This is a genomic window from Providencia rettgeri, assembly GCF_023205015.1.
Classification (GTDB): Bacteria; Pseudomonadota; Gammaproteobacteria; order Enterobacterales; family Enterobacteriaceae; genus Providencia; species Providencia rettgeri_E.
Map to the genome: position 1 here is coordinate 526,745 of NZ_CP096258.1, position 13,895 is coordinate 540,639.

Annotated in this window: 13 protein-coding genes; 11 read left to right on the forward strand and 2 right to left on the reverse strand. The window is 41.5% G+C overall.

Going from position 1 to position 13,895, the window contains the following annotated elements; translation table 11 throughout:
- Positions 1 to 8 precede the first annotated feature (8 nt).
- On the reverse strand, positions 9 to 1,118 hold the full coding sequence (locus tag M0M83_RS02265; RefSeq protein ID WP_125892964.1) for an efflux RND transporter periplasmic adaptor subunit: 1,110 nt from the start codon (positions 1,116 to 1,118) through the stop codon (positions 9 to 11).
- Positions 1,119 to 1,130: 12 nt separating this feature from the next.
- Positions 1,131 to 1,559: a DoxX family protein gene (locus tag M0M83_RS02270; protein ID WP_213914404.1), complete on the reverse strand. Its 429-nt coding sequence runs from the start codon at positions 1,557 to 1,559 to the stop codon at positions 1,131 to 1,133.
- Between the two features lie 99 nt (positions 1,560 to 1,658).
- Here M0M83_RS02270 and soxR point away from each other — a divergent pair, with 99 nt between their 5' ends.
- The 11 genes from soxR (at position 1,659) to M0M83_RS02325 (ending at position 13,800) form a co-directional block, all read left to right on the forward strand.
- The gene (gene soxR / locus M0M83_RS02275; RefSeq protein WP_125892960.1) at positions 1,659 to 2,156 is read left to right on the forward strand and encodes a redox-sensitive transcriptional activator SoxR; all 498 of its coding nucleotides are present in this window, start codon (positions 1,659 to 1,661) and stop codon (positions 2,154 to 2,156) included.
- 232 nt (positions 2,157 to 2,388) lie between these two features.
- On the forward strand, positions 2,389 to 3,174 hold the full coding sequence (locus tag M0M83_RS02280) for an SDR family oxidoreductase (protein WP_125892958.1): 786 nt from the start codon (positions 2,389 to 2,391) through the stop codon (positions 3,172 to 3,174).
- A gap of 35 nt (positions 3,175 to 3,209) precedes the next feature.
- A complete protein-coding gene (locus M0M83_RS02285; protein WP_248467508.1) occupies positions 3,210 to 4,454 on the forward strand; it encodes a styrene monooxygenase/indole monooxygenase family protein in 1,245 nt (414 codons plus the stop codon).
- Between the two features lie 14 nt (positions 4,455 to 4,468).
- Positions 4,469 to 5,005 (forward strand): flavin reductase family protein, encoded by a 537-nt coding sequence (locus tag M0M83_RS02290; protein WP_227528888.1) that lies wholly within the window; start codon positions 4,469 to 4,471, stop codon positions 5,003 to 5,005.
- 14 nt (positions 5,006 to 5,019) lie between these two features.
- Positions 5,020 to 5,802: a cyclase family protein gene (locus tag M0M83_RS02295; protein WP_248467510.1), complete on the forward strand. Its 783-nt coding sequence runs from the start codon at positions 5,020 to 5,022 to the stop codon at positions 5,800 to 5,802.
- A gap of 3 nt (positions 5,803 to 5,805) precedes the next feature.
- The gene (locus tag M0M83_RS02300; RefSeq protein WP_248467512.1) at positions 5,806 to 7,419 is read left to right on the forward strand and encodes a phytoene desaturase family protein; all 1,614 of its coding nucleotides are present in this window, start codon (positions 5,806 to 5,808) and stop codon (positions 7,417 to 7,419) included.
- Positions 7,420 to 7,493: 74 nt separating this feature from the next.
- The gene (locus M0M83_RS02305; protein ID WP_248467514.1) at positions 7,494 to 8,387 is read left to right on the forward strand and encodes a SphA family protein; all 894 of its coding nucleotides are present in this window, start codon (positions 7,494 to 7,496) and stop codon (positions 8,385 to 8,387) included.
- 534 nt (positions 8,388 to 8,921) lie between these two features.
- On the forward strand, positions 8,922 to 9,548 hold the full coding sequence (locus tag M0M83_RS02310; RefSeq protein ID WP_248467515.1) for a fimbrial protein: 627 nt from the start codon (positions 8,922 to 8,924) through the stop codon (positions 9,546 to 9,548).
- A gap of 59 nt (positions 9,549 to 9,607) precedes the next feature.
- Positions 9,608 to 10,312, forward strand: coding sequence for a fimbrial biogenesis chaperone (locus M0M83_RS02315; RefSeq protein WP_125892945.1), 705 nt, complete (start codon positions 9,608 to 9,610; stop codon positions 10,310 to 10,312).
- Positions 10,313 to 10,330: 18 nt separating this feature from the next.
- Positions 10,331 to 12,814, forward strand: coding sequence for a fimbria/pilus outer membrane usher protein (locus tag M0M83_RS02320; protein ID WP_248467516.1), 2,484 nt, complete (start codon positions 10,331 to 10,333; stop codon positions 12,812 to 12,814).
- The gene (locus M0M83_RS02325) at positions 12,805 to 13,800 is read left to right on the forward strand and encodes a fimbrial protein (RefSeq protein WP_282561411.1); all 996 of its coding nucleotides are present in this window, start codon (positions 12,805 to 12,807) and stop codon (positions 13,798 to 13,800) included. Before M0M83_RS02320 ends, M0M83_RS02325 begins: the two co-directional genes overlap by 10 nt.
- Positions 13,801 to 13,895 lie beyond the last annotated feature (95 nt).

A 13,895-nucleotide genomic window follows, 5' to 3' on the forward strand; every position in this document is an offset into this window, starting at 1 on the left:
CGCCTTCCTTATGAACCTTGAGCCGTGTTAGCGATTGGTTCAGACAATGTATCTTGAGCGACAGGGGTGACAGCAGAGCCGTCGTTTAAGCGTAATTGCCCAGAGGTGACGACTTTATCGTTAGCACTTAAGCCGTGTTCTATTTCTATTTTGCCATCCCAACGTTGCCCTGTTTTCACGGACACGCGCTTGACGGTCATCGCATCCCCTTCACCTTGTGTAATAAACACGGTATCGCCATAGGCGGTATATGTAACGGCGGTTTCTGGGATCGTAATGACTTCATTACTGGCTTGGCGAACCACATTCACATTGGCGTACATCCCGGCTTTTAATGTGCCATCACTATTTTCTAGTGTAGCTTGCAGGGCGATAGTGCGTGATTTGCCGATGAGTGGGTCAATGGCCGTAATACGGGCTGGAAATGTTTTATTGGGATAAGCATCCACCGTAATATCAACAATTTGTCCTTGATGCAGTTCCGGTGAGGCCTGTTCATCTAAAGAGAAATTGAGCTTTAAGGTTTGGGTATCCACCAAACTGGCAATGGCTTCACCAGGGTTTAAATATTGCCCTTCATGGACTTGGCGAATACCGATTGTCCCGTCGAATGGCGCTCGGATTGTTTTTTGCGCAATTAATGCTTGGGTTTGGCGGATCAGGCCTTGAGCAATATCACGTTCAGCACGGGTGCTATCTACTTGAGCCTCCGCCACTAAATGTTGCGCAGATAATGAACGGGTTCTTTCGTATAAGCGAGCCGCATTACGCAACTGTGCTTGGTAGCGTGATAAGTCCGCTTGTTCAACAGCATCGTTGAGTTGTACTAATAATTGACCTTTTTTGACTTGCTGGCCAGATTCAAATGCAATTTTCGTAATACGGCCATTGGTTTCTGCCGCGACTAGGACTTGGCTGCCAGCTTCTAATTCACCCACACCGTAAAAAGTGCGAGGCGCGGTATCTAAGCTAACAGGAGCCAATGCCACTTTTACGGGGGGATATTGGTAGGCTGCTTGTTCGTCTTCTTCATTTTGGGCGTAGGTTGAATAAATCGCGCTACCCGCCCCAACAGCAATTAAAACGGAACAAAGTGTCATTATTGTTTTTTTATTCATTAAATTTTCCTTCTATTTCTGCGTTTTTAACGCGAAATAAAGACCTCTAAAATGCCCTGCAATGGCGATAGCGATTAAGCCCCCAATAACAGCAATATGTTCAATTGCCCAAAACATCGCGATTTGAGCTTGTTCTCCCGTGTAGTTCCAAAAGGTGTGGACAACCACAATCGTGAGGAACAAAAACACGGCTAATGCTCCAGTACCAAGCCATAAAAGACGGTTAAATAGCACAAGCGCGGAGCCAACTAACATGACAGCAGCAGAAGCAATATTGAAAAACCAATCTGGGTGAAGACCTGCAGCACGCATTTCAGCCAGACTATTTTCATAATCAAAAACTTTGGCTAAACCAGATGAAATAAATAAAACCAAGACTAGTAAGCGAGCAATAATCCATAAGCTATTGCTTTCTAACATTTTGGTAATCACCGATGGCATAAACCTATCCCCTTTAAAAAAATAACCTCAATTGACAAACTAGCAGGGTGGCACTATAAAACCTTAAGTTAAGTTGAGGTCAAGCACAGGTGAGCTAAAATGGTAGACAAAGACACAAAAACGATAAAACCGCAGAGAAATGAGGGGAAAAAAATTGATTTTACGCGGGCATTAACGGTTGGCGAAGTGGCAAAACGCTCGGGAGTGCCTGTTTCTACAGTCCATTTTTATGAATCAAAGGGGCTAATTCAAAGTACGCGCACTCAAGGGAATCAGCGGCGATTTCATTCCGTTGTCCTTCGCTATATTGCCATTATTAAAGTTGCACAAAGTACGGGGATCCCATTACATGAAATTCAAGAGGCATTAGGGCGTTTTCCTGCAAATAGTGCACTCACTTCTGAGCAATGGAAGGAGATGTCGACACAATGGCGTAAATCTTTAGATAAGCGCATTCGGCAACTGACTCGTTTACGTAATGAGTTGGATAACTGCATTGGTTGCGGTTGTTTATCATTAAGTGATTGCCCGCTGCGTAACCCTGATGATGTACTGGGCAAGAGAGGCCCTGGCGCCCGTATTTTAGAACGTCCATAATCTATTTTATTTATTTTTGCGATTAATCATACTTTTCATTATTTGGATAGCCACTGCCGAGAGTGGCTATTTGTCTAGTTATATCATCATCTTATTATTTAAATTGCGGCACAAAATGGATATTTTTTGCGTCCATCGGCTACCCCTTTCCCGCATATTTGCGTAACTATCCGTTATGTTAATTTTTTGTGAATTCATTGTAACCAGATGAAGGTGAAAGAGGGTGACAACGATGAAAGGTTTGAATAATAAGATTGCCATTGTGACTGGCGGAGCGACCAAAATTGGTGCAACCGTCGCGAAAGTATTGAGTGATTACGGTGTAAAAGTCACGATTTTTGATATTGATGCCGTGAATGGTGAAAAAGTCGCTCAAAGTGAGCCCAATATTGACTTTATTCCTGTTGATATCACAGATGACCAACAGCTTAAACAAGGTATTGACCGTGTTGCGCAGAAATATGGCCAACTCGATTTTTTAGTTAATCTGGCAGCCACTTATCTTGATGAAGGCCAGTTATCGACAAGGCAGGATTGGCTCACTGCGTTGAATATTAATGTAGTGAGTGCGGTGATGGCAGCGCAGTTTGCCAAAGCGCATTTCGTCAAGTCGGGCAAAGGTGCCATCGTCAACTTCACCAGTATTTCTTCTTCTGTCGCCCAAACAGGTCGTTGGCTCTACCCTGCATCTAAAGCCACTATGTTAGAGGTAACTCGCAGCCAAGCAATGGATTATGCGGCTGAAGGAATTCGTGTAAATTCCGTTTCCCCAGGATGGACCTGGTCCCGAGTTATGGATGAAATCACGGGGGGGGACCGTCAAAAAACAGACCGTGTTGCCGCTGATTACCACTTATTAAAACGCGTTGGTGACCCAGAAGAAGTCGCTCAAGTTGTCGCGTTCTTACTGTCTGATTTGGCCAGTTTTGTTACTGGTGCAGATTACGCTGTCGATGGCGGTTACTCCGCTATGGGGCCTGAACAGGCTAAACCCGCAATTCCCCGTCTTGCTGAATAAGACACCACTTTAACTATTTTGTAGAGGAAAATACTATGCGTCGAATTGCTATTGTAGGTGGTGGTCAAGCGGGTATGCCATTAGCTTTGGGTCTACTCAATAAAGGTTATGAAGTCACGGTTGCAACAAACCGGACTCCAGAAGATGTTAAAAATGGCCGAGTGATGTCGAGCCAGTGCATGTTCGATATTTCACTGCAATTTGAACGTGATTTAGGGATTAATTTTTGGGAAGAGCAATGTCCGCCAGTTGAAGGCATTGGTTTTACCGTGCCTAATCCCGAAAAAGCAGGCGAAAAAGTGATTTCTTGGCGTTCGCGCCTCGATAATTATGCCCAAGCCGTCGACCAACGTATCAAAATGCCTTACTGGATGGAATTATTTGCTGCTCGTGGCGGTAATTTACGGATTGAAGATGTTGGCGTCGCAGAGCTGGAGCACTTAGCGCAAACGCACGATTTAGTTGTGTTAGCGGGTGGGAAAGGGGAAATTGTTAAATTGCTTGAGCGCGATGCCACCCGTTCACCTTATGACAAACCACAGCGCGCCTTGGCACTGACTTATGTGCATGGCATGTTACCAACACCGGAATTCTCTCAAGTTTCTTTCAATTTGATCCCCGGTGTTGGCGAGTATTTTGTATTCCCATCACTGACGAATAGCGGTGATTGCCACATCATGGTGTTTGAAGGGATCCCCGGTGGGCCGATGGATCAGTGGAATGAAGCGCGTACTCCACAGGAACATTTGGCTTACAGTAAAAAAATTCTTAATACCTATTTACCTTGGGAAGCAGAGCGTTGCCATCACGTTGAGTTAACTGATGATAATGGCATTCTAGCCGGAAGATTTGCACCAACAGTGAGAAAACCGGTGTTAACTCTACCATCAGGCAACATTGTATTTGGTCTTGGCGATGCGTTAGTCACCAATGACCCACTAACGGGGCAAGGTTCAAATAATGCCACCAAGGCTTGTAAAGTCTATTATGACGCTATTTTAGCCCATGGTGACAAGCCTTACACTGCCGAGTGGATGAATGACACATTTGAGCAGTTCTGGAAGTATGGCCGCCATGTTGTGGAATGGACCAATTCCTTACTCGCCCCTCCTGAGCCCCATATTTTACACTTATTGGATGCAGCCCAGCAGTTGCCATCCTTAGCACATACCATCGCAAATGCCTTTAATTACCCGCCTGTATTATTCCCTTGGTGGAAAGATGGGGCTGCCTGTGAGGCCTATATTCAATCGCAAATGATGGAAGAAGCGCGAGCTTAATGGGGGATATCAGTATGTCTATGATTGCAGAGGATACACTCATGTGTGATAGGGAATGGGGCGATACCGAGTTTGAATCAAAAATATTGCGTAATCTGCTGGGCTGCTATCCAACAGGGGTTGCGATTGTTACCACTCGAACTGCAGATGGCCGTGATGTTGGGTTGACTATCAACTCGTTTGCATCGCTATCACTTGACCCACCACTTGTGCTATGGAGCTTAGTGAACCATTCACCAAACTTATCCGTATTTCGTGATTGTGCTCATTTCACTATCAATATATTAGGTCACGGGCACCAAGAACTTGCAATGCGTTTTGCGAACCCGCGTATCGAAAATAAATTTGAAGATGTAGCAATTCACCTTACACCAGAAGGGATCCCTGCATTGCATGGAGCGATAGCGACATTGGTATGTGAAAACCATAAACAAGACACGATTGGCGACCACTTATTGATGGTGGGGCATGTTCGCCGTATCGGCAGTGAAGCGGGGAAACCGTTAGTGTTTCATGGCGGTAGTTTTACTGCATTACATGAAGCACCTTAAGTGAGGAAGAGACGATGAACCAGCAAACATTAATAGCATTTGCAGCACAGTTGCAGCAAGGAAATATTCAAGTTATCGACCTGACACAAACTTTATCGCCTTCATTTCCAGCCCTGCAATTGCCTGAGCAATTCGGGCAAGTCTGGTCATTTAGCATGGAACAGATTTCTCGTTATGATGATAACGGCCCTGCATGGTATTGGAATAATTTTAGTTGCGGAGAACATACCGGAACGCATTTTGATGCACCAATTCATTGGATTAGCGGTAAAGACCAAATCAATAATACGGTGGATACCATTCCAGTGGAAAACTTTGTAGCGCCAGCCGTTGTAGTAGATGCCAGTGCGGAAGTGGCTCAAAACCCTGACTGGGTGTTAACTGTCGAGTTTCTACAAAAGTGGGAAGAAAAGCACGGCACAATTCCTAAAGCTGCTTGGGTGCTTTTTAGAACTGATTGGTCGAAAAAGGCGAATGACCCGGTTGCCTATGTCAGTATGCGTGAAGATGGTGCACACACACCGGGGCCATCCCAAGAAGCGGTAGAGTGGCTCATTCACCAACGTGATGTTAAAGGGTTTGGTGTTGAAACTATCAATACGGATGCAGGGCAGTCATATAGTTGGCCGGTACCTTACCCTTGCCATACTTTAATGCATGGTCACAATAAATATGGCCTGCAATGTTTGACGAACCTCGACAAACTGCCTGCGACAGGTGTCGTGATTGTTGCTGCGCCACTTAAAATTGAAGGTGGTTCAGGCAGCCCATTACGTGTACTTGCACTTGTGGGGTGAGGTATGACAACAAACTCAACCCCTCAGGTAATTGTGGTGGGCAGTGGGATGAACTCCTTAATGTGTGCCGCCTTGTTGGCGGTACGTGGGAAATCAGTCCTTGTTCTTGAGCGAAATGACCGCTTAGGGGGCTGCATTCGCACTGAAAATTTATTTGAGGGCTATACCCACGATCTCCTTTCTTGTTGGTACTCCTTATTTGTTGGTAGCCCTGGCTACCAAGAGCTCGAACCCTATTTAAAGCCGTATGGATTAGAGTTTGCTCAATGTGATTATTCAACGGGGTTAGTGCAACCGGATGGTCAATCGATTGCATTAAAACGGGATATTTCTGAAGCGGCTAAGCAGCTCGACCAGTTGGCTCCGGGTGATGGTCTTGCATTTCGTAAGATGGCAGACCAGCTATTTACACAAGATGCAGCGCTCACCTTTGGCCTATTAGGGCAAAACCCATACAGCGCTAATATGTTGAAATTATTGTTCTCTGAATGGCGCAAACGCGGGGTCGATGGCTTGCTTGATTTTGCAAAAGCCGGAATAGAAAGCTTTCGCCGTTGGTCAGAACGTGAATTACAACATGATTTTAGTCGAGCTTTGATGGCGCCGTGGGTATTACATACCGGACTTGGGCCGGATGAAGCCAGTTCTGCATTAATTGGCAAATTGACTTTTGCAGCGGTGGTGGCTGGTGGTATGCCTGTGGTGAAAGGTGGCAGTTCTCGTATCGTGGAAGCGTTTGCAAAGGTTATTGAAGCGCACGGCGGCAAACTAAAAACGGGTATGCATGTTGAAAAAATCATCACCCAAGGTGAGGGGAAAAATCAACGGGCAACCGGTGTGAAGGTGAATGGGCAAATCATTGCAGCCGCTGAAAGCGTGGTTTGTAACGTTACCCCAACACAGTTGTATGGTTCATTACTCGAAAATATTTCGCCACAAGTGAGGGAAAAAGCGAGAGGTTACCGCTATGGGCGTGCAGGTATGCAAATTCATTTTGCTTTAAGCGCCCCTCCTCCTTGGTGCAATCCTGAGTTGTTAAATGTACCACTGGTGCATTTCACTGAAAGCATGGAGCAGGTGTGTTTGTCGGTGACACAGGCAAATAATGGTTATTTACCCGATAAACCGACATTTGGTATTGGCCAACCGACTGCACTTGATCCCAGTCGAGCCCCCGATGGTGGGTGGATCTTATGGATCCAGATGCAAGAGTTACCTCGAGTTTTAAAAGGGGATTCTGCTGGTGAAATTTTAATACCCGATGATGGACGTTGGAATGAACAAGTCAGAGAAGCAGTTGCCGACCGAATTCAGCAGCGTTTAGAGCTCGTAATGCCTGGCTTCTCTCATTTGATCGTGGGACGCAAGGCAATCTCTCCTGCAGACCTAGAAAGCTACAACTGTAACCTTGTTGGTGGCGATCCTTATTCAGGGACCTGCTCCCCCGATCAGTTCTTCTGGTTGCGCCCTTTCGCAGCGAATGGCCAGACAAAAACGCATCAAACCGCAGTCAAAAACCTCTTTCATATCGGCGCTTCAACACACCCAGGTCCCGGTTTGGGGGGCGGTTCAGGTTATCTTGTCGCTCAAAAATTAGCAGTCAAACGCAGGACATAATAAATCCGCAAAGGATTTGCGACATAACAGGTAAAGCACACACAGTAAGACAACCCACTATGGCAGGAAACATGATGAAAAAAATAACAATCAGTAAGCTTGTAGCAGGTTCGTGTCTCAGCGTACTTTCGTTTGGTGCGATTGCCACTGAAGGTGGCGGTTTAGGGGTATATCCCGATGGGTTAGAAAACTTTATGTCAGGGGCGCTGCCACCGCAAGGGGTACATGTACTGATGTATGGGGGAAATGCCCATTATGACAGCGTTCGTGATAATAAAGGGGATAAAATACCGGTTCCAGGCTTTAGTGTGAATGTTAACGTATTGGCACCGCGTTTTATTTGGGTGACTGATCAAAAAGTTTTTGGTGGTGATCTGGCTTTCCATACCATTTTGCCGTTGCTAGATGTGACCGCAAAAGCGGCAGGCCAAAAAGAGACCAGTCGGGGTCTCGGTGATGTGACTTTTGGTCCTGCTTTAGGTTTTCATCCTTCAGCTGATTTGCATTATGTTGTGGGATTAGATGCCTATGCACCGACAGGTAAATACAGCAAAACGGATCCATCTAGCCTTGGAAGAAATTATTGGGCATTACAACCAGTTTGGGCAATTAGTTATATACCGCCTGTTGGTGTAAATGCAGATTTGAAAATGATGTATGACTTTAACTTTCGTAATAACGACACAAAAACCCGGTCAGGGCAAGCATTTCACGCTGATTATGCACTAGGGTGGGGATTTGGTAATGGTTGGGTGGCAGGGGTAGGCGGCTATGCATTTTTGCAAATGACTGATGATAGCGGCCCAAATTCAGCAGAAGGCAAAGCTCGCGCATACTCAGTAGGGCCTTCGATTCGTTATGCAAACCCTCAGGGGTGGTTATTTACTGCAAAATGGGAAAAAGACTTTGAAGTTAGAAACCGGCCTGAAGGTTCACAAATTTATTTGAAAGCATCAATTCCATTTTAACTCATTATAGACACGTCTTTTCTCTATAACGCCATATAGTTTTAATACTATATGGCGTTACGCTTATTAATACTTAAATTTATAGTAATTGTACGCATTTTGAATTTTCTTTATTATTTTTAATTTAAAGTATATACACGTATTTTCTATGTATAAAAACTTAAGTAATATATTAAAGCTATATCCATTTTAGTGTATTTTCTTATCCCGAATGTTCTCCTGCATTTAATTCTTTTAAATAATCAAGTTTCTATCTTTATGTTTAATTTGATTATTTCCATAACACCCTTAAATAAACATTAAATGTCAAATAAAACATTTAATTTAGTTTAATTTTATGTATTATGATTAATGTCATCCAGAGTACGGTTGTTTTAAATCTGGTTTTTTATCATGAAGTAATATCTAGTATTAGTTTTCAAAATATTAATAAAGAAACATCTGCTAACATTCATTAATAATTAAGCGCTCTACTTTGGGTTTGTTTAATTAAAATCTAATGTAAATACTGCTCTTTAATTAGAGGGACATATCATGAAAAAACTATTATTAACTGTGATGATTACAACAAGCTGTTTTTCATTAAATTCATTTGCCGCAACCGATACTGTTGGTGGTGGTCAGGTGAATTTTTTTGGTAAAGTTACTGATATTTCTTGTACTATTTCAGTTGATGGTCAAGGAAGTAACGCTAGCGTATATTTAGCGCCAGTTTCAATTAAAGAAGTGAAAGCCGCCGCTGCTTTTACATATTTAAAACCGAAATCATTTGTTATTGATGTAACAAACTGTACTCAAACAGCAACATCAACACGTGCAGACGTTGATGTTAAATTAGATATGAAACGAATTGGTGTATATTGGAATGGCGGTAATATACTACAGAATCCACCTACAGGAGCAGAGGGATATTTAGCAAATACAGAGTCAACAGGAGCTAAAAATATCCAGCTTGTGTTAGCAACAAAAGGTGATTCTTCTTTATCCGGCACTAAAATTATCCCTGGTGATCCAAATCAAGCAAAAGTTGTTACAGACTTAACATCGATTAAAGATGGTGCTCGATTTACTTATTTTATTGGCTATTCAGCACCAAGCCCTTCTATTGTGACAACGGGTTTAGTTAATAGCTATGCAACCTATGAAATAACGTATAAGTAATTTTTGCATTATTGTTATAACAGGCGGTAGTTTTACTACCGCCTATAAAAGAGGTGAAAATGAAAATACTGAGTTTATTAAATATTTCTTTGTTGTTTATTTGTCATTTTTCTTTTGCCAATAATATCATTGTTAATGGTACTCGGTTTATTTACTCTGAAAATGACAAAGAAATTACGGTCCAACTAAATAATACAGCAAATAGACCTGCGGTTGCTCAAGTTTGGCTTGACGAAGGTGACCCGAAGGCCCTTCCAGAAACAATTAAAACGCCTTTTCAAATAACACCACCAATATCCAAAATTTCTGCGAATGGCGGGCAAACAATTCGAATAAAATTGGTTGATAGAACATTATTGTCCACAGATAAAGAAACGTTATATTGGTTAAATTTATTGGATATTCCACCAATTACAAAATCAGAAAGAAACGCTGAGCAAAATATGCTACAACTCGCAATTCGCTCTCGCTTTAAATTTATGTATCGTCCGAAAAAATTGGGTAGTAGAGAGTTAGCCCCTGAACAGTTACAGATTTTTGCTGGTAAACAAAATATCCAAGTTAAGAACCCCACTCCCTTTTTTATTACAATCACTGCGATTAATGACGAGAAGAAAACACTTAATACCGAAGCATTTATGTTAGCGCCGGGGGAATCTCAAACGATCAAAATTAATGGAGTCGTAAATTCAGGAGATAATATAACAATCAATAATATTAATGATTATGGTGCAGAGGTTCCAGCAAAAATAAAAGTAAAATGATCGGATGCAAGGATGAATATGCGATTTAAAAAAAATAAAGCTATTTTTTTCACATTATCGATTGTTCCCATATTGGTTGTAACCAGTGAAGTTCACGCTGAAGAACAAAGCTCAGATGAAATATATGAGTTTAATAGTGGTTTTATTGTCGGCAGCCAGGAAAGTATCGATCTTACCCATTTTAATGAAAATGAATTAAGGGAAGGGCTTTACTCAATTGATTTTTATGTTAATGGCTATTGGAAAGGTCGACATGAAATTCAATTAAGCAAAAGAGATAAGCAAAATATAGCAGCCTGTTATTCAAATACTCTATTAATGAGTTTATCAATTAACACTACCGCATTGAATCCAACTCTCAGTCGTAGTGAACAACCGTGTGGTTTTCTGAAGGAATGGAACAACGATAGTAATATTAAGGAAACTTTCGACCCGACTAGCCTCAGGTTAGATTTAACGCTACCTCAACTCTATATCATACAGTCACAAGCTGGCTATGTGCCACCTGAATTCTGGGACAAAGGAATTCCTGCATTAAATACAGCGTATCAAGCTAACTTTTATAGTAATAACCTTTCAGACTCATCCATTGAACGCTATTCCACGATGTATCTTGGCATTAATTCGGGTTTTTCATATAACGGTTGGCAATTAAAACACATCGGTAATGCAGCATGGCAGGAAGGTGACAGTTTTCGATGGGATAGCAATCAAACTTATCTTCAAGCGCCATTAGTGTCTATGAAATCAACCATGACGATGGGGCAATTTTATACCGAAGGTAACTTATTTGATAGTGTGAGTTTACGGGGTGTGAAAATAGCAACGGATGACAGTATGTACCTTGATGGTGTTACAAATTATACACCGGAAATCCGTGGGATAGCCCAAAGTAATGCATTAGTTACTGTTCGACAAAATAACACCGTTATCTATCAAACGACTGTTCCTCCGGGGCCATTTAATTTACAAGATGGAACGCCGTCAGGTTATGGTAATGACCTTGAAGTGATTATCAAAGAAGCGGATGGAAGTGAAAGCTCTTTTTTTGTTCCGTATTCTTCATTACCCCAGCTCTTAAGACCTAAGTTTACCCGCTACCAAATAGCAACAGGTAAGTTAGATCAAAATAGTTATCATCACCGCCCTTATATTATTCAAGGGACATTACAGCATGGCTACAATAATTATTTCACATTCTATACGGGTATTAATGCGTATGATGATTATCAAGCGTACATGCTGGGTACTGCTATTAATACGCAAGTCGGGGCGTTGGCTTACGACATTACGAGTGCAAGAATGAAAACACAAAACCATCGAGAAAATGGTTTTAAGCATCAGTTAACACTAAATAAATTATTTTCAGATACAAAAACGAACTTTATTGTTAGCGGTAATGTTCGTTCAAATGAGTCTTACTATAATTTGAATGAATCACTTTATCTTATTGATAATGAAAAGCGCCAAACAACTAGCCAACTACGGCATGAAAAGAAAAGTCTCAATTACACCATTAACCAAGAACTCCCCGAAAGCTATGGTGGTTTTTATTTTACTGGGCGGATAGTTGATTATTGGGATGATAGGGACACTGAAAAACAATACCAATTTAACTATTATAATCATTTTGATAAGTTATCTTACTCCATTTCTTTTATACGGCTTTATTCCGACAATTATAATAATAGTAAAGACGACAGGATAAGTATTAACCTTAGCTATCCATTATATTTTGGTGACAACCAACATATCTCATTGACATCAAATACTATTTTCAATAACTCATCATTTGATGCAACCCAACTAGGGATTAATGGTTCTCTCGATGAAGATAACAATTGGGTTTATGGCATAAACTCTTCTTTCTCAAATAATAGTAATAATAACATCGCATTAAATACTGCTTATCGAACGCCTTATTCTGCTTTAAATGCAAGTTATAGCCATGGAAAACGTTATCGTCAGTATGCTCTAGGCGCTAATGGTTCAATGGTGTTTCATGCCGATGGCGTCACTTTTTCGCCAAATATATCCCAAACGATGGCTTTGATAGAAGCGAAAGATGCTCAGGGAGCTTCAATTGTAGGATCTCCGGGGACTCATATTGATAGTCAAGGCTATGCACTTGCATCTTATATGCGCCCATATCGCGTCAATACTATTGAACTCGACCCTAAAGGAAGCTCAGAAGATATTGTTTTTCAAAATACACTTAAAAACGTAGTCCCTTATGAAGGGAGTATCGTTAAAGTCAGCTTTGGTACGAAAGTTGAAAAGAGTAAAGTATTTGAAGTTAAACGCATTAACAATCAACCACTTCCATTTGGCGCTGAAATTAAAGGGGACTCAGGAGCATCGATAGGCAGTGTCGGGCAGGGGAGTAATATATTTGTTAATGATGAATATGAAGGTAAGGCAACGGTTGTTTGGCATGAGGGGGAGTGCTCATTCTTGCTTAACAAACAAATTGAATTGAATAGGAACATAATATGCGAATAGTTTATTTATATTATTTTTCTGCTATTTTTTACGTTAGCACTCCTGTGATGGCTGACTGTGTTCGCTCCTCAGTGCCCCCCGTCGACATTAACATGGAATTAGGTCGCGTGGTCGTGAGCCCTGAATTACCCGTTGGTACTATAATTCGGGAACGAACATGGAATATGGATATGGCAACATCTGTATGGGCTGAATGTAGCGGCGGTACGGTATTAGATGCAAAAGTTGTCGCTAGTAAGCCTATGTCTGGGGATAATATTATCGAAACGAATGTGCCTGGAATTGGCTTGCGGTTTATTCGTGATGCTGATGGCGGGAAGATAAAAATCACTTATCCCGGCCATTATACCGTGCCTGGGGAAGGTACAAAAAATGTTGTACTCGCGGGATCTACGTTTACCATTCAAGTGATTAAAATTGCAGATGTCACTGGTTCGGGGTCAATCCACCAAGGAGAGTACACCCGTTATGGTTATTTACCTGACTCGATATCTCCTGCATTGATTACACGTTTGAATGCTGATGCTATTACGATTGTTTCTCCTTCCTGCAAAATAACCTCTGGCGTAAACCAAAATGTAATAATGAAATCAGTGAAAAAAAGTGAGTTTACAGGTTTAGGATCAACTGCAGGTTTAACACCCTTTGCGATTACTATGTTATGTAGCGGCGGTGTTAATGCGTCCAATACATCTAATATTTATATGTCGTTTAATGGTGAACTTGCACCAGATACAAATAAAACTCAAGGTGTACTTGAAAATAGTTTAACAGAGCTTCAAGCGGCGGATGGGGTAGGGGTACAGGTTCTGACCAAAGAAGATAAACCATTGGAATGGGATAAAAATTATTTGGTAGGAAGTGTGGGAATACTTCAAGAAAAATCAATAAATCTTAATTACATAGCTAAATATTATCAATATAAAAAAGAAATAACACCAGGAAAAATACAAGCTAAGATGATTTTTAATATTTCTTACGATTAGTAAAAACATCTATAGTAAATATATCTATATTAATTAAATTGAAATGGTTCCCTAGTATTTTATTAGGGGATCATTTTTTTTGTTATTTTTATAGC

What these genes read in the sequence shown, in the direction of transcription:
- M0M83_RS02320 (WP_248467516.1), top strand. Translation starts at nt 10,331, where the DNA reads ATGCGATTTAAAAAAAATAAAGCTATTTTTTTCACATTATCGATTGTT.
- M0M83_RS02315 (WP_125892945.1), top strand. Translation starts at nt 9,608, where the DNA reads ATGAAAATACTGAGTTTATTAAATATTTCTTTGTTGTTTATTTGTCAT.
- soxR (WP_125892960.1), top strand. Translation starts at nt 1,659, where the DNA reads ATGGTAGACAAAGACACAAAAACGATAAAACCGCAGAGAAATGAGGGG.
- M0M83_RS02295 (WP_248467510.1), top strand. Translation starts at nt 5,020, where the DNA reads ATGAACCAGCAAACATTAATAGCATTTGCAGCACAGTTGCAGCAAGGA.
- M0M83_RS02310 (WP_248467515.1), top strand. Translation starts at nt 8,922, where the DNA reads ATGAAAAAACTATTATTAACTGTGATGATTACAACAAGCTGTTTTTCA.
- M0M83_RS02325 (WP_282561411.1), top strand. Translation starts at nt 12,805, where the DNA reads ATGCGAATAGTTTATTTATATTATTTTTCTGCTATTTTTTACGTTAGC.
- M0M83_RS02300 (WP_248467512.1), top strand. Translation starts at nt 5,806, where the DNA reads ATGACAACAAACTCAACCCCTCAGGTAATTGTGGTGGGCAGTGGGATG.
- M0M83_RS02305 (WP_248467514.1), top strand. Translation starts at nt 7,494, where the DNA reads ATGAAAAAAATAACAATCAGTAAGCTTGTAGCAGGTTCGTGTCTCAGC.
- M0M83_RS02280 (WP_125892958.1), top strand. Translation starts at nt 2,389, where the DNA reads ATGAAAGGTTTGAATAATAAGATTGCCATTGTGACTGGCGGAGCGACC.
- M0M83_RS02285 (WP_248467508.1), top strand. Translation starts at nt 3,210, where the DNA reads ATGCGTCGAATTGCTATTGTAGGTGGTGGTCAAGCGGGTATGCCATTA.
- M0M83_RS02265 (WP_125892964.1), bottom strand. Translation starts at nt 1,118, where the DNA reads ATGAATAAAAAAACAATAATGACACTTTGTTCCGTTTTAATTGCTGTT.
- M0M83_RS02270 (WP_213914404.1), bottom strand. Translation starts at nt 1,559, where the DNA reads ATGCCATCGGTGATTACCAAAATGTTAGAAAGCAATAGCTTATGGATT.
- M0M83_RS02290 (WP_227528888.1), top strand. Translation starts at nt 4,469, where the DNA reads ATGTCTATGATTGCAGAGGATACACTCATGTGTGATAGGGAATGGGGC.